We start from the raw sequence: 16916 nt of genomic DNA on the forward strand, positions 1-16916 counted from the left end.
AGCCTCAAACGACTCTCTGCTCAAATTTCAGATAAAAAAACGCTCATGTTGCCTGTATCAACATGAGCGCAAGGGCAGATCTTCGACTACCATCTCCTACCTTTCTAAACGAAAGCAGAAGTTATAATTAGAATAGTTGGGAGCAATAATCAAAATGCTTTCGCAAGCACTTCAACGATTTCTTCTTTGTCGCTGATGAGAACAACGGGTAACTATTCGAACCCTGTTCATTCCTATCAAGTTCGTACTCATATAGCAGGCTATGTCACTGCCTTGCCTACTACATTTCAAACCTTCTTTGATTGAGCTTTGAATCACCTCAAGTAAATGCCTCATGTTCTTAAAGCGATTGGATTTAATCCATTTAGCTTCAAAACCATTCTTACTTATTCGGCTTCACACCGTCAGTGCATCCAATCAACACAGCAAAGTTATGTGTTGCTACAGAAAGTTAGTAAATAATAATGTATTACAAATAAAAATGATATCTAAAGGTTCAATTTTTTGCTGTAGCGCACATTTATTGACGAACAAAACTCTTCAAAACCATTATCAACATCCAAATAAAACACTAAAAATCATAAACTTACTAGCAAACTCTAACTTTGTAACCCTTTGTAAATAGTGGTTTTGTCCCAACAACACGATCAAATTCACAGATTATGCGCCTTCAAATCGTTAGCATATTTGTATTATTTAAATGCAAAACAAATTTGAAATAACCACGAAATAATTTCAATAACAAAATGCATTGAAGACAAGAACTACTCTATTTGGCTTGTAATTATGGCCAATACTCAACCTATAAATATGGAATTAATACCATGAATAAAACTAAAATCGTGATTGCTGTGGCATCTGTACTCGCTGCTGGCTCTGTATCTGCTGCGTCTTTCGATATGAGACACGAATACAAGAGTCATACAGATCAACACGCTACTCGTGTAAAACTTGGCGATAGCATTGGCAACTTCCTTGTAGATATCGAGGCGAAATTCAAGGGAGAAGACGGTAAATTCATGGAAGATTTGAAGAACAATGGTTGGGAGCTTGGTCTAAATTACCGTCATGTACTAAACGATAATTGGACAATGACTTACGGTATGCCAATTGAAGGTCGTGAATCTGGCGTTACATACAAGCCTCAAGTTCGTGCAACATACAAAGTGGATAGCGTTGATGGCCTAAGCCTAAGTGCTCGTTACCGTTACGATATGAGACAGAACACTAGCACAACTGAGTACGAGATCGACAGTGATGGTGAAATTGTCAGTGTTGAGAAAAACATTGAAAACCAACGTCGTCACCGTCTAACAGCAAACGTTAACTACTCAATGGAAAACTGGCGCTTTGGTCTAGAAGGTAACTACTACAAAGCGGATGGATATGACATCTACGACAACGACGATACCAACTACGAGTTGAACGCAAGTATTCGCCATATCATGGGTCAGTGGGCACCATACGTAGAGTTTGGTGATGTGAGCACTTCATCAACTAAAGCGACTCGTGAACTACGTAGCCGTGTTGGTCTAACTTACAGCTTCTAATCGATAGCTATATGAATAATCTAAGATAATTACTGTCCTAATTTTCTAAGACCTAAACAAAAGCCAGCTTAATCGCTGGCTTTTTTTCCTTTTAAATCAGTTCAGTAAAATAGAGCCGCATATTTGAAGCCCTTTACCTAGCGACTGATCCGATAAAGGAATGCAACAGTCACATCATCGTTAGGGACAACTCGCTTCTGCTGAGCCAAAAACAATTCCGCTGTCGAAACGGCATCGGCTAATGCATTGTGGCTGTTGTACTCAGGAAGCCCGTACCTTTCGCGAGTCCCTGCCAAGGTTAAATCGACTTCTTCATGATTGCTGATCGCTTTCTCCATGCTTTTCTCAATACACAAGGTATCAAGCCAAAGCAGAGGAATCGCTCTTAAACCGTAGCAGCGAAGAAGGTATTGGCTAATGAACTTCTCTTCGACCACACAAGCGTGTGCGACAATGATCTTGCCTTTTGCTGCTTCGAAAAACGTCAACATCGCATCATGAATAGACGCGCCCTCTTCCAACATTTGCGGCGTAATATGGTTGATAACAGCGGTTTCAGCGTTGATCTGCGAATCGTTATTCAGATAAATATGCTTGGCTGACGCTAAATCGATTCTTCCTTTAACCACATCGACCCACCCCATAGATAAGATAAGGTCTTGTTCGCTGTCTAAGCCTGTGGTTTCGAGATCTAAAATAATGTATTCGCTGTCTTTGGCCAAGTCCGTCATTTCAGGGCATGGCTGTTCTACGAGATCATGTAACGCTTCTGGCAACTTAACCGTTCCTAGATATTGCTTACGTTTACGTTTAATTCGCTCAAGCGGGTGAAAATAGTTTAACAAGGCTTTCATTAACGTGCTCCGAAACGAATTTTCGCCGCTTCTTGAAGGTCAGCAATGATCCTAAAGGCATCTTTCAAGTGTTTACGCTCAAAGCTACCAAAGCTATCTGGGTTGATGTTGTTGTCAGGCACATCCCCGTTCTTCAACGCTTCAAGTTGATGACCAAAACGGAAAGAGAGAATGAACTGGTAAGCACCCAGAATGTTCTTGAATGCATCGTCGCTCAGCATGCCTTTTTCATTAGCAGCAGCGAAACGTTCGTCAGTCGCCGACAAGTCGCACTCCACAGCAAGGCCATAAATACGCGCTAAGTCGATAATCAAGTTGATCGCGTACTTCTTCACGTTCAGCGTTTTCTTATTCTCACCTGACTTCTCTAACACTAAGCTATTGAAAATACCAAGTGGTGGATTGGTATTAACCGCGTCTTTCACTAACGTGCTTAAAAACTCACGGTTACCGCGAATATTGCTGTGCAGCTCATCGCGAAGAATGCCTTCGAACTCACTGTTGCCGTAGATAGTACGAATTTCTAGGAACACACTGATGTTAAGTAAGCGTTCATACTCTGGGTTAGCCACCCACTTCTTGTAGTAGTGCTTCCAAACACTGAGTGGCTGACACCATTTCGGCGTCGCGGCCATGAATTTACCTGGACATAGTGGATAGTGGCAGCTTGCTAAGCCGTTGGTCACCATCATCGCTAAGTGCTTGAAGTAAATACGGTCACTGTCTGTTGCATCGTCAGCCAGAACAATCGCACTGTCTTGGTCCGATAGCATGTGCACTTCATTACGCGCGTGCGATCCGGCTACGATCCAAGAGAAATCACACGGTGGTGGGCCTAACTTATCAATCGCTATTTGAATCAATCGACGGGTGTAGGCGTCCATAATCATGGTCATTACCTTGCCGACGGTTTCAGGCGCCACTTTACCTTCCACCAGCGCTTCAAAAATAGCTTGTCGCTCTGAGGTGAACGAAGACATGGTTTTCACGCTGCCCGCGTACTTGATTTTCTCGATCAAGAATATCGCTTGAACACGGTGGTTTTGAACCAAATGAGACGTAGTAAGAAGACCAACAACCTTATTCTCTTTCACAACGGGCAAGTTACGGATATTAAATTGCATCATGATAGAGGCCGCATGTAGCACTAAATCATCCGGTTTTACTGTAAGTGGAGAGTGCGTCATTACCTCAGAGATCAAACTATCAGTACTCACGCCGTGGGCGATCACTCGCTTCGTCATGTCTCGGTCGGTGATCAGACCAACAATGGTTTCACCTTCATAGATCACGGCACAAGGTGAGCGTTGATGAAGCATTTCAACCGCAACCGACTGGATGGTTTGCTCAGACTTAACAATCGCAACCTGCCCGCTTGCTACTTCTTCGACTTTACGAATGAATAGGCCTTTCTCTTTATTTGACCAAACCACATCCAGTGCCGACTTCAAGCGAACCTGCGCCTGTGAAGCAAAGTGTTCTGCGCAACTTGGAAAGGCTTTGAAAAGCGTTTGAAGTGCCGAGTGTGGAATCACATAAAGCAAGGTGTTCTCGATTGCGACAGCTCTATAGCCTTTTTCGTCGTTGACTTCAGAATCTAAGAACGTAAAGCCGAACAAATCTTCACTGCCTAGACGAGCACGAAGCACACCATCCGATTTTCGTTGCTCCATAGAGCCCGTTCGAATGATATAGAGCGATTTTTCCTTCCCCGATTCACACAAATCGACCACATCTCCCTTGCCGAGATAGGTAATTTGAACGTTAGAGGCAAGTTCGCGAAGTGCTTCTTTAGGGATCTTATCGAATGGGTCGATTTGACCTATAAATTGAAGAATATTTGGCAGTAGAGACTGGGGCATAATCACACTCACAATAATTTAATTAGTATTATTATATAACTTAAAATACTGGTTACTAGTGCTTTTAACGAAACAGCAAATAATAGATTAAATATTGGACACCAGTCAGGTTTTCATCAAATTTGGATGCAAAAAAAGCACGTATCAAACGTGCTTTTTAGAGGTCACTGCTGAAATTAGCTTTTGAATAACCGTAATTTTAACTTTGACTACCCTAGTTTTACGAGAATGACCTCTCGTCGATAATGCAAAACGATCAAAGCTAAAATAACAGTGAAAACAATTAACTAGCGGCTGGTAATCTGTGGTTTGTTTCTAACAGGTGACTTGCTGACGCGTGGCGTGCTTTGTCACTATTACCTGCCATGATTGCTTCATAAATCTGGCGGTGTTCGTTAATACAAGTACTTCCCTCTTCAGAAGAGTGAGAAATAAAGTTAACAAACATGGTCGTTAAGATGTTACCAAATGGAAGATAGAAGTCGTTACCTGTTGCATTGAAGATCAGGCTATGGAATTTCATATCAATATCTAGCCAACGCTCTTGATCAAGCGTTTCTTCGCTAGAGATTTCTACCATTTGTTGGAAAATACCAGACAGCTCAATGCGTTGTTCTGCACTCGCGAACTGAGCAGCTAAAGCACACGCTTCTGGTTCAATCGCGCGGCGTAAACCCAAAAACTGATGACAGAATTGGTCTGTATCGGCCAAACCATCCATCCACTCGATCAATTGTGGATCTAAGAAGTTCCAGAACGCGCGGTTAACAACGCGAGTACCAATCTTAGGACGAGATTCTAATAGACCTTTTGAAGTCAGAAGCTTAACCGCTTCTCTTAATGCTGTTCTACTGATACCAAATTGCTCACACAGAGCCATTTCACCAGGGATAATAGAACCTTGAGGCAAATTGCCCGACAAAATACCACGAGCTATTTCACGTGCAACTTGCACATGAAGGCTTCGCTTAGAGCCTGAAATAGAATTGAAAGAGCCAGCCATGTGTCTACTTACTTATTAGATATGTATTATTTAACCCGGACTATAGCATTGATTTATATCTTCACCAACACAGCATCAGAATAACGTGAGGTCACTACCAATAAAGGCTGGAGCAATATTTCACAAACCTGCTCATCTTTAGGTTTATAAAACCAATTCAACCCATTAATTCATACAAATAGTTCTCATTTACAATTTCAATGTATGCGTGAACTCACAAAACCACCCTTACTCTCACTATTTATGTCGGTAATAACCCGTTTTTAGATGAACACCCTTGAATATAGCAAGTGTTATTGTATGATTTATTGGTGTAAATAATCTACAATATAGGCGGCTCTGATGTTTAACGATTTAAAAGGCAAACGCATTCTAATTACTGGCTCTACTGCTGGTATGGGTTTAGCTACCGCACGTGTCTTTGCAAAATACGGCGCAAAAATCGGCATCAATAGTCGTGCTTTCAGCCCAAAAGTCGATGACGTTCTATCTGAACTTACCGCACTGGGTGGCGATGTTGCTTTTTTCCCTGCAAACCTAATGGACACATTAGAGTGCAAAAGGTTAGTCAAAGAGTTTACTGATCATTTTGGTGGCATGGACGTGTTGATTAACAACGCCGGTGGCCTTGGTGGTCGCGCCAATCTAGAAAATATCGATGATGAGTTTTATGAGCGCGTAATGAACCTTAATGTTCGCTCTGCGCTGATGACAACTAAGTTCTCTATCCCGCACTTACGCGCCTCTGCTGCTGAGTCCGGGCAAACATCTTGTGTGATTAGCACGGGCTCTATTGCCGCTCGCGAAGGCGGTGGTGTTGGTGCTGGCATCTATGCAGCATCTAAAGCTTGGTTACACGATATTCACCGTAATTGGGTGAAAGAGTTCGCGCAAGACAATATCCGTTTCAACATTGTTTCACCGGGCACTATCGACACCGCATTTCACGATGGCAAGAGCGACGATTTGAAAGCGACCATTGCTAACAACATTCCAATGGGACGCTTTGGCAATATTGATGAAGTTGCTCCTTCATTTGCTTTCTTTGCATCGCACGCTTGCAGCGGTTACATCACAGGTCAAATCCTAGATGTTAATGGCGGACAAATAACGCCTTAGTTAGATGGTTTTTATAAGCTCACTCAGCGATTTAAGTTCGCCACACTATATAAGGTCAACAGACCCGAGTAGATGAGGGAAAACCTCACACTAAATTCGACGGATACACTGACACTAAACGCCAGATTCGTCTGGCTTTTAGTGTTTTCAAAGTTTCAATTTCAGGTGGTTTAAATGTCAATATTTACATTGGTGGAAGATTCAAGCCGCCGAATTCATGTTCAAGTGGCGAGACAAATTGCTCGCAAGATCTTGTCAGGCGAGTTAGAAGAAAATCAAAAGTTACCCAGCGAAATGGAGCTGTGCGATATCTTTGGAGTGAGCAGAACTGCCCTTCGAGAATCAACCAAGCTACTTTCGGCAAAAGGTTTAATCGAGTCGAAGCCAAAAGTGGGCACTCGTATCAAGCCGAGAACACAGTGGCACTTCTTGGACCCGCAATTGCTGTACTGGATTCAAGATTTAGAAGATACCAAACCCTTCTTGTCTCAATTTTTAGGCTTAAGAAAAGCGATTGACCCGGAAGCGTGTGCACTCGCTGCAACTAATGCAACCGTTGAGCAACGCAAAGAGCTTTCGATTCTTTTCCAGAAGATGACCATCGCGGCAAATAGCTTCGATTATGAAGAGTGGACGACCAACGATCACCTGTTTCACCAAACGATTTTCTTATCGACAGGTAATCAGTTTTACATTCCATTCGCCAATATTCTGTCGACTATCTTCAAGCAGTTTATCGACCACTCCGCTGAAGGCGGTCGCTTCTGTTTAGAAGAACATAAAGCGATTTACGACGCGATAATGTCAGGCGATGCCAAGCAAGCTCGAATTGCTTCTCAAGTCCTGCTAGACGATGAGAACCAAAAGCTCTCTAGGGTTGAATTAGCCATCGCATAACCGAGATTAACCAAACTGACTTGTGTTTCAAAGACACAAGTCAGTCTTGTTTTAGCACCCATTTTTTAACCATCAACTACCGTAGTGTTTTCTTCTTTAAACGCTCTACTCCGTCACCTCAGAGAAAGCTTACGGTTATACACATAAGGTGTTGTTTGTGTCTTCGCAATCGTACGTAAGGAAAAATTTCTCTCTCGCCTGGCCCCTCGCCTTAAACGGTATCTTAATGCAGTCGATGTTGATGATCGACACGTTGCTGGTTTCTCCTCTTGGTGAAATCCCTTTAGCTGCAATGGGGATTGCGACGACTATCGTTGCCTTTGTACTGGGAATTCAAATGGCGCTGGCAAACGGTACTCAGTTGGTATTAAGCCGCGCAGTGGGCTCTGGCATCACCGCTTCATTATCCAAAGCGTTTTGGGCAGGTCTGTTCATCAACTTAGGTATCGCGACAATATTTTGGTTTCTGCTCACCTTTTTAGAACAGCCTTTAATTCAAGCCTTAACCGACGATAAAGCCCTTTACTTAGAAATCAGCCGCTATCTAGACATCTCGAAATACATCGTTATTTTTACCGCGTTAACGCAGGTGATCATTGCTTTATTTAATGCGCTAGGCAGAACTAAAGTCCCATTCAAAGGTTACTTAATTGAACTGCCTATCAATGCTGTACTCTCGTATGTGCTGATTCATGGCTTCTCTAATTTTGAAGGGATTGGAGTACAAGGTGCTGCATTAGGCAGCATTATTGCAATAACGATCCGCTTGCTGTATTTGGTTTTGTGCGTGCATTTAAGCTCAGCGATTTCACTCAAATTAGACGCTCAGCGATCTGAATTCTTTACCAACGTTCGCCGTCACTTTATAGAAATATTCCCCGTAGCAGCGAACGTGACCATGCTTTTGATTGGCGCAACGATATATCAATTGTTGTATTCGCAACTTAACATCAACGCTTACGTAGCGATTACTTTGGTGATGCCTTGGATCAGGGCTGTCTCTCAATTTATTACCGCTTGGGCTCACTCTTCCGCGATTACTATCAGCCAAGCGATTGGCTCCAAAAAGATGGATGACCTAGTCAAAAACGTCGATACCAGTATCGATATTGCAGTCGTCATTTCTTTCGTTTGTGCACTCTTGTTCGCAGGATTAAGTCTGGTCATTGGTGACATTTACCCGAACTTGGATGAGTCTACCTATCAAGCATTGGCCGTTATCGCCCCACTCTACATTTTCTTGCCAATTGTTCGTGGCTACAACACGGTTCATGGGAATGTACTAAGAGCACTAGGAAAAACGACCGCAGTCTTCAAAATCAACTTTACTGGTCAATGGGTAATTTCAATTCCATTGTGTGCATTGATCATCTTTGGTTTAGATGGCTCTATCTTTTGGGCCTTTGCTATCCAACCATTCGAAGAAGTCGTTAAAGCTTTCCCATTCCGTCACTTAGCTCGAAAGTCTCTTAAAGAGTTTGATGCCGACAAAGCCAAAGAGTTGATGTATGACTAAACTCGATATCGATTTGCCGTCCTAAAATCTTTCTACGCTTTCTGATTACAACCTTGTCTTTTGACAAGGTTGTATTGTTTCAACTGTACCTTTCATTGGTAAGCTTCAATACACTCTCGCTGATACCCGGTTCATCTTAAATCTCATAGAAAACAAAAAGACCACTCAACATTTGGTTAAGTGGTCTTCGAAAACATTCCTTAAGGACTGTGTCGAGCTAGCCTACTGGCTATGTACTATTTACCGTTCAACTTAAGAGCCGAGAAAGTCACACTGTTGTAGTCGCCATTCTTTTTATCGACAGCGAAATCGCCAGTACCGCCACAACCTGGCCCCCATACAGGGTGAGAATCGCTCACGCTGCATTGGCCGTATGCGCCCGCTTTGTAATAGAAATCATCTTCAGCATAACCCGTTGGTGAGTCAAGCTCATCAATACCCTTGCTCAGATCGATTTCATACTTAACCGTATCGTGACGTTCTGTTTCAAACGTTAGGTACATCATGGTGCCTTTCACTTCCACTTTGTAGCTAAACTCTTCACCAAGAGCAATTCCTGCTTCACCCGGCTCTGCTGGGTTTTCCCAAGTGTTACCCCAAACAGGGTAAGCGATATCGGCACGGTTAGGATCTTTCTTCTCTAGGTTACGCTCATAGTTCCAAAATACTGAACCCATTTCTTGGTCAGGAAACTTCTTATAGAAGATCTTTAGCGGTTCATTACCATGCCCGTAACCTGTTTTTGCTTCGATCAATGCGTCATGTTTCTTCGCGTGTATTTGACCAACAACCACCGAGTGAGCTGGGTACTTTTCTGGGTGCTTAGCGTTAATCGCAACGTGATTCACTTTTAGTGTCGCTTCTAGTGTGCCGCCAACCGCACTGTACTCGCTTGCTGATGGATGGCTAGACAATGCCCATTGATTACCTTTGTCAGCCGTATCGATAGAGAAGTCAGCACCACGTGGCATCTGGCGTAACTCAGAACGCGCGTTTTTCGAGTTTTTCGTCGTAATCGCTTGGTTCTGCACTTCAAATACAAGGTTGCCGTCTTTATCAAGATGGAAGAAATCACTGTGTGAGTAGCTCATCATAGCTACCCCTTCTATTTCATCAACACGACCATCTTCATTAATATCCGAAGGAATCGTTATTTTCCAATTACGCATATCAAACTTATCCGCAGGCACTGGATAAGACACACCATTATTTGCAAACGACACAATAGGTACTGCTGATAGCAAAGCTACAGCAAGCATATTTTTTTTGAACATCCAAATTATCCTTAATAACAAACGAGTATTTGTAGACCCATTAATATTAAACTAGGCAGTACTACCCTAATCTGTAATAACAGGTTTATTTTTTATTGAATAAGCTAACTTGTAGAAGTGGGCTTCGCTTTCACCATTTTTAAATTGGTTATAAACGCCAGCCTTATAATAACTCACCATATTTTTCCAATAGCTAATGTCGTGATTAACTACAGTGCTGTCGTTATGGTTGATGATTAATCTTTGGTTACCTACGTAAATATCAAATTTGTCCGAGCCTTTTTCAGCTATCGGGCCAAGCGGTAACTTTATATAAGCTTTCTTACATTCCGCTGAGCCTTTATTGCCACTCTTGGAGCTGCAGTTGACCGCATTATTTTTTATGATTGCCCAATACCAATCGGTCTTACCGCTTCTATTTGCATCATAAACCACGCGAACCAACGGGTGAGGTATATATCCTTCTCCATGGGAACCCTGTTTGCCATCGTAATACGTACCCTTGTTATGCACTTGCAAGTACGTCATTTCATCTCGTTTCTTTTCGCTATTCTGAACCGAATCACGAGGGTTAATAGGCATAAACTCAGCGCTTAAATGGTGGTATTTACTGGGTTCATCGATTTTGAAGTTGTCGTTAACGCGGATCTCACTGCGGTTTTTATAGCCCGCCATTTTAAAGACTAACGCTTGAGTCGGTTCATCAAGATAAAAATGTTCAAACACCACCTCATCGAACTCACCTTTACTCGCGTAGTCCTTTTTATTCCCGGGCTTCCCCTTAGGATCAGACATTTGCAGCTTAGAAACTTTCAAAATCTCTTTGAATTGAGAGGAATTAGCAGGGACTCCTAAATCGGACGCATACGCCCCTAACGAAAGTGAAGTTGCTGCGGCTAAGCATATTAAGTTTTTCATTTTTCTTACTCGACCAACCATTTGGTAAACGTAAAGACCATGGAACCAACAAACTAACCAATGAAATAAAGACAGTTTAATTCCAGTTATCCAGGTCATGTTGTTACGACCACCGATAAAACATTTGTATTATTTTATCACATGCTTTTTGTATTTCTTGGACAAGTGGGGAAATTGAGAGACCAGTCATTATTGAGATTAAACACAGTATTAAAAGTGGGATATTCATAACACTTTGCTATATAACGAGTTCAAAAAGTTAAATTTGTTACCTACAGCGCTACATTTTAACAATTAAGAGTGTTTTTTGTTCGAATTATAGAAATTTTCGTGACTCACAACTGAATTAACAAACTAGTCAATACTCCATTTATTCGCATTGAGTACCAGCTCACGGTTTTTCATAAACTTAACATATAAGATTATTGTATGAGTTATTGGGTGGCTCACTAGGAATACCCTACCTTTACTTAATCTTAAATCTAAAAATACGAGAGTAATGATGAAAAAAATGAATATGGTTGCTATCGCAGTGGCAACAACTTTATTTGCAGGAATGGCATCAGCGACAACACTTGATTACCGCTATGAGTATCGTGCAGCGACTGATTATACAAAAACCAATGGCGATGAAGCTCATGTCGACGCTCGCCACCAGCACCGTGTAAAACTAGGTCATAGCTTCAAACTGTCAGATAAGTGGAAGCACTCAACGGGCCTTGAAGTTAAATTCCATACTGACGATTCTTACTACGACGCAGATTCAGGCGAAGTTAAATCAGCGAACAGTAGAAGCTTCTATGATGGCAACTGGTACATCTACGGCATGGAAGTCGAAAATACCGCAACTTATAAGGTTGATAACAACTGGTACCTACAAGTTGGTATGCCAATCGCTTGGGACTGGGATGAGCCGAACTACAACGACGGCGACTGGAAGATGAAGAAGGTTACGTTCAAGCCTCAGTTCCGTGTTGGCTATAAAGCAGACATGGGTCTAACCACCGCAATTCGTTACCGTCACGAATATGCTGATTTCCGTAACCACACACAATTTGGTGACAAAGACTCTGAAACTGGTGAACGTTTAGAGTCAGCTCAAAAGTCTAAAGTCACACTAACGGGTTCTTACAAAGTAGAATCTCTACCGAAGCTTGGCCTTTCTTACGAAGCAAACTATGTAAAATCTTTGGATAACGTACTTCTTTATAATAGTGATGACTGGGAATGGGATGCTGGCTTAAAGGTAAACTATAAGTTCGGTTCTTGGAAACCTTTTGCTGAGATCTGGTCGTCTGATATCAGTTCATCTTCAAAAGATCGTGAAGCTAAATACCGTGTTGGTATTGCTTACTCATTCTAATAAAAATAGTCAAAATATAGAATAGCCCTCTCCTCTTGTAATTTATTTGGGCATATTTTAATTACTTTATTTTAAATAATAGGATGTTCTAATCAGAATTAGCTTCATCCTAATAAATATTTAACGACTATTCATTATCTATTTCTTATGTGATTTACATATGGATTTAATATCATAAAGAGAATATTTTATGCAGATTTCTAAAGTCGCTACAGCTGTCGCTCTTTCGACAGGTTTATTATTCGGTTGTAACAGTGATGGTTTACCTATTCCGACGGATGGTTCTACTGATCCAGGTAGCCAACCTTCAGCATTAACTACGGGTTACTGGCAAATCAGTGATGGTAACTCCGCTTCAATATCCGCGTCATCAAACGCAGATCTTCCAAATGTGTATGTTTTCCAAGAAGACGGTAATCATAAGTACTATGACGACGACGACGACTTAGGTACATACACCATTAAAGATGCAAGTGCTTCTACCAATAACTATGATGAAGAAGCTGGCACTGTTTCTTTTACTTATTATGAAACGGGATCATCGACTCTTGAAATCTTAGATGGTGTTTTTTCATTCGATGACGCAGGTGTACTGAGTATTTCTGATGAATCTACCGGTATCAATTATTCAGGTTCAGATCAAACCGCTACCGACAGCGTACAAGACGCAATCAGTCAGGCCAATGAAGCGAGTGGTATTAACGGATATGTTCAGATTTTAGATACAAACTTTGGTACGGGTTATGACGGTGTAGATAAAGATGTAGGGGAACTACGCTTAAAGCTATCGGATAGCAGTACAGGCGCGACTGTTGATAGCATTGAGTCAGGTAAAGTGACCGTTGACTTGATCTACCAAGTGGATGAAGACTCAAAAGAAGAAGTTAACACGTCAGGCAATAACGCTTATGTGAGTCTTTATGCTTCGGGTACATCAAACACTAACTTGCACGGCGAAATCATTTTTAACGCTGGGGAAATCTTCTATCGTTCAACGGTTACTGATGGAGATGGTAAGCCTCAAATTCCTGATGAGCCTGTAGGTACTTACACTTTAGGTGAAGATCTCGCGGTTGAAATCAGTTGGGCTAACGGGTACTACACATTCAAGGTCAATGACACCGTATACGACAATAGCGGTAACGGCTTTGAAGCTTTCGATAAAACTGCTGTTACTCTAGTTTCGTTAAAGCTTGGCGACACTAAAAATACTACGCACTACGAACTTAATGCGGACAACTTTAAGGTTTATTCAAATGACACGGCTACTGACGAGTTAGTATTTGAAGATAACTTTAATAGCTACCCTAACGGTCAGGTTTTGTCAGGCAATCCATACAACAACAACACAGCGGAAGCGACTGTTATTGTTGACGGTGGCAGTACTGAGCCAGAACCCGAACCAGAACCAGATCCAGAGCCCGGCGAAGTCACTGATGATTTTGAAAGTTATACTGTTGGTGAGCAAATTGATGTAGCTAATTCCGCTTATAACGTACCCGGAGCGGATAGCAACACAATTATAGCCAATGTAAGTGCTGATTTTGCAAACTCAGGCACTAGCTCACTTCTTTTACACGATAACTCAAATACTGGTAAACCTGTTGTGTCTCGCGAATTTTCCGCAGGCCCTGCTGAGAGTGGTTCAGTATCCATATCTGTCTATATCCCTGACGCTGGTTACAATAAATCGTCGTACTTGTTCCTTGGTACTTCTGACAGTGCTTCATCGAGTAAAAGGTTTACAGAAATAGCGTTTGGCTCAACAGAGATTAAGTTCAGGAACGAATCTGGTGACCAAAAAACGCTTGCAAATTATGCACAAGATACTTGGATTGATGTAACGTTAACTTGGGCTCCAAACGGTTCTGATGACACTTATGACATCACCATCGATATAGATGGTCAAGAGTACGTTTCTTATCAGGATGCAGATTCAGCAATACCGTTGAAAGCAGAAAATGACACTGGAGCTCCCACGTTATTTGCAGTTTATGTAGGAGACACTGCAAACGTGGACACGTATAGTTATTTTGATGATTTAAATTCCGACTTGTTCTAGATTTATACCATTGACTTAAAAGGAGGCTCATTGAGCCTCCTTTTTACGACTTAAGCCTTATGACAAAGGTTAGAACAGTAGCTTGCATTATTTTCTATAATTAACGTCATTTTATTTTTCTATACAAATCTACGCGATTATCTTCCATATCTTACTGATTCCTATCGATTCAAAATATTCTCTGTGTATTAGCCACCCCGTATAATTTTTCGCTTGAATAAAGCTATGCGAGAGCAATTGATATTTTCAAGTCCCTCCCGCTCTCCCCCAAGAGTCTTCGTTCGCACAAAGCATCCACAGCCTATAAATTCGTCTCTGAATATGAGGAAACTTTCATGAGTATTGATGCCAATTCATCTGTTGGTTTAATCACCCCCAAGACAACCTAAGCCAATCTTTCCCAGTAACATTGCTTGTAACCGCTATTTACTAAGATAGGCACGTGAAGCGAATGGGAATCTGTGTTGAAGATTGAGTCAGGGGTGAGCGACAATGCTTAGAACTTAGAACTTAGAACTTAGAAGTAAGGCTAACCATCAGCCCTTTACTTGAGCTATTTAGCGGCCTGTTATTTACCTTACCCAAACAACAGGCACAAAAAAGCCTCCAACCCCTGAGGCTGGAGGCTATTGCGATAGCTTTAATATTAAGTGTTATTCGGTTAAATTACTTTTTGTATTGATCGTGCGATACGTCTAGTTGGTAGAAAGTCGCTTGTGAGTAATCGTCTAGGTCGCCGCTGATGTTTTGGTTGTAAACACCGGCTTTGAAGTACATGTACTTGCCGCCTGCGTCGTAGCCGCTGTTGCTCATATCAACTACTTGTACAACGTCGTCTTTGCCTTCACGCATTAGCGTTACAGTCATCGTGTTGCCTTTAACGTCAATACGGTAGCTGAACACTTCGCCAAGTGCGATACCATCGTCACCCACTTCAGCAGTCATATCGCCCACTAGAGGGTAGAAGTCCTCTTTAGTTGCGTCTTGGCTTTCGTGTGCGAAGTAAACCGCACCCGTTGCTTGGTTTGGCAATTTACGGTAGTACAAACGAATCGGCTCATCGTTTTGATCGTGAATCTGACCAATGATAAAGCGACCTACTTCATTCGCATTACCCGTCGTTGTTGCATGGTCGATTTTCAACGTCGCTTCTAGAACGCCGTCAATACCCGCAGCTGCTTCTAAGTCAGATTCAGGAGCGCTTGAGAATACCCAGTTGTTCTTGTTAACACCTTTAGTGCTAATAGACTGATCACCACGACGCATCATTTCACGAAGCTCTGTACGCGCGTACTTAGTGTTTTTAGATGTACGTACACCTTTCACGTAAGCTTTGAATACCAGGCCGCCGTCATCAGCTGTGTAGAAGATTTCAGGGTGTTGGTAACCGTTTGCAAGGTTCCACTCAGAAACGTCATCAGGTTTGCCATTTTTGTCATGGTCAAATGGTTGAGATAGGTACCAATGCGTCATGTCAAAGTTTTCGCTCGGTGCGTTACCAGCAACTGGTGTCGCTGGCAGGCCTGTCGGAACTGGAAGTGCACTGCGAGTGTCACATTCAACGGTCGTCTCACAAGGGTAAACCGCTGCTACACCGAAGTTACCAGAGCGTAGATCTTTGCGCGCATCTTTACGTGCTTTTTCCACTGCTTTCATTTCAGCGATCATTGCCGCTTCTGCAGCTACTACGTCTGAAGTAATGATATGGCTAGCAGGACAAGCGTTAATGCTACAGTTAACCGCAGCTAACCCCGTTACACTGTTCCAACCGTTTTTGGTGTTACCGTGACCAACGTATCTTACGTAACGTGCTTGCACTGCTGGCTCGAATTGGAAACGCTCTAGGCCGATCGCTTTACCTGAGCTCAGTTGGTTTTCAAGCACGGTTGTCCAGCTTTCGCCATCGACACTCACTTGAATATCAAATTTAGATTGGCGCTCGTTACCTTTGCTGAAAGATGCTTGAACGGCATCAAATTCTTGCACTGAACCATAGTCTAGTGTTGCCCACTCACCGTCACCCGCAGATGACCAACGTGTTGTAAGGTCTTGGTCAACGAGACGATCAGGGCCATTACCATCATGGCTACTAGCGGTAACCGCAACTGGCGTCAGAAGCGCTTCACCAGTTTCTTTGTTATTTGGAAAATCAGCAGTAGGCGTGCTCGTGCTCGCACAACCAACCGCAAGTAGAATAGAAGAAGCGAGTAAGGTTTTTAGAGTGATTTGTTTCATATTTAATCCATTATTATATTACAAAGGCAGCGTTTGTAAGTGAAAACAAAATTGGCAAACACGAGCTATAAGGCGTTTATTCTCTCAGTATTTGCGACAACACAAAAATATTACGTAATCTTATAATACAAATAAAACACTTCGTTGAATAAATGAGACTGGGAACACTTTCCGCATTTTCCATACTTTAACTGGATCACACTTCCTATTGATAAAAGACAATATATAAAAATTTAGAATGCGAAATGGGCTATCAAGGGCGA

General features: G+C 42.2%; 12 protein-coding genes. 6 read left to right on the plus strand and 6 right to left on the minus strand.

Annotation, left to right across the window (positions count from 1 at the left end; all coding sequences use genetic code 11):
- The first annotated feature begins 824 nt into the window (after nt 1-824).
- Nucleotides 825-1550 (plus strand): oligogalacturonate-specific porin KdgM family protein, encoded by a 726-nt coding sequence (locus MSG34_RS05995; RefSeq protein WP_248336675.1) that lies wholly within the window; start codon nt 825-827, stop codon nt 1548-1550.
- Between the two features lie 137 nt (nt 1551-1687).
- On the opposite strand, the gene MSG34_RS06000 is transcribed toward MSG34_RS05995, so the two are convergent.
- The 3 genes from MSG34_RS06000 to MSG34_RS06010 form a co-directional block, all read right to left on the minus strand.
- Nucleotides 1688-2404, minus strand: a complete 717-nt coding sequence (locus tag MSG34_RS06000) for a 3'-5' exonuclease (protein ID WP_248336677.1) — start codon at nt 2402-2404, stop codon at nt 1688-1690.
- A complete protein-coding gene (locus MSG34_RS06005; protein WP_050621193.1) occupies nt 2404-4266 on the minus strand; it encodes a DUF294 nucleotidyltransferase-like domain-containing protein in 1863 nt (620 codons plus the stop codon). The genes MSG34_RS06000 and MSG34_RS06005 overlap by 1 nt, the downstream gene beginning before the upstream one ends.
- 283 nt (nt 4267-4549) lie before the next feature.
- Nucleotides 4550-5269 carry a FadR/GntR family transcriptional regulator gene (locus tag MSG34_RS06010; protein ID WP_048607044.1) on the minus strand — a complete coding sequence of 240 codons (720 nt, stop codon included), beginning with the start codon at nt 5267-5269 and terminating at the stop codon, nt 4550-4552.
- Between the two features lie 342 nt (nt 5270-5611).
- On the opposite strand from MSG34_RS06010, the gene MSG34_RS06015 reads away from it, so the two are divergent.
- The 3 genes from MSG34_RS06015 to MSG34_RS06025 all read left to right on the plus strand — a co-directional run bounded on the left by MSG34_RS06015 (nt 5612) and on the right by MSG34_RS06025 (nt 8801).
- A complete protein-coding gene (locus MSG34_RS06015; protein ID WP_248336679.1) occupies nt 5612-6388 on the plus strand; it encodes an SDR family NAD(P)-dependent oxidoreductase in 777 nt (258 codons plus the stop codon).
- A gap of 174 nt (nt 6389-6562) precedes the next feature.
- The gene (locus MSG34_RS06020; RefSeq protein ID WP_048616485.1) at nt 6563-7285 is read left to right on the plus strand and encodes a FadR/GntR family transcriptional regulator; all 723 of its coding nucleotides are present in this window, start codon (nt 6563-6565) and stop codon (nt 7283-7285) included.
- Nucleotides 7286-7433: 148 nt separating this feature from the next.
- Nucleotides 7434-8801, plus strand: a complete 1368-nt coding sequence (locus tag MSG34_RS06025; protein ID WP_082242226.1) for an MATE family efflux transporter — start codon at nt 7434-7436, stop codon at nt 8799-8801.
- Between the two features lie 236 nt (nt 8802-9037).
- Here MSG34_RS06025 and MSG34_RS06030 read toward each other — a convergent pair whose 3' ends face one another.
- The gene (locus MSG34_RS06030; protein ID WP_050621196.1) at nt 9038-10075 is read right to left on the minus strand and encodes a polysaccharide lyase family 7 protein; all 1038 of its coding nucleotides are present in this window, start codon (nt 10073-10075) and stop codon (nt 9038-9040) included.
- A gap of 66 nt (nt 10076-10141) precedes the next feature.
- On the minus strand, nt 10142-10993 hold the full coding sequence (locus MSG34_RS06035) for a polysaccharide lyase family 7 protein (RefSeq protein ID WP_248336682.1): 852 nt from the start codon (nt 10991-10993) through the stop codon (nt 10142-10144).
- Between the two features lie 502 nt (nt 10994-11495).
- On the opposite strand from MSG34_RS06035, the gene MSG34_RS06040 reads away from it, so the two are divergent.
- Complete coding sequence (locus tag MSG34_RS06040; RefSeq protein WP_050621198.1) at nt 11496-12356, plus strand: oligogalacturonate-specific porin KdgM family protein; 861 nt, start codon at nt 11496-11498, stop codon at nt 12354-12356.
- Between the two features lie 190 nt (nt 12357-12546).
- Nucleotides 12547-14418, plus strand: a complete 1872-nt coding sequence (locus MSG34_RS06045) for a hypothetical protein (protein WP_248336684.1) — start codon at nt 12547-12549, stop codon at nt 14416-14418.
- 666 nt (nt 14419-15084) lie between these two features.
- On the opposite strand, the gene MSG34_RS06050 is transcribed toward MSG34_RS06045, so the two are convergent.
- Nucleotides 15085-16653, minus strand: a complete 1569-nt coding sequence (locus tag MSG34_RS06050) for a polysaccharide lyase family 7 protein (RefSeq protein WP_248336686.1) — start codon at nt 16651-16653, stop codon at nt 15085-15087.
- Between the last annotated feature and the right edge of the window lie 263 nt (nt 16654-16916).

Source organism: Vibrio sp. 1CM2L, from assembly GCF_023161695.1.
Lineage (GTDB): Bacteria > Pseudomonadota > Gammaproteobacteria > Enterobacterales > Vibrionaceae > Vibrio > Vibrio coralliirubri.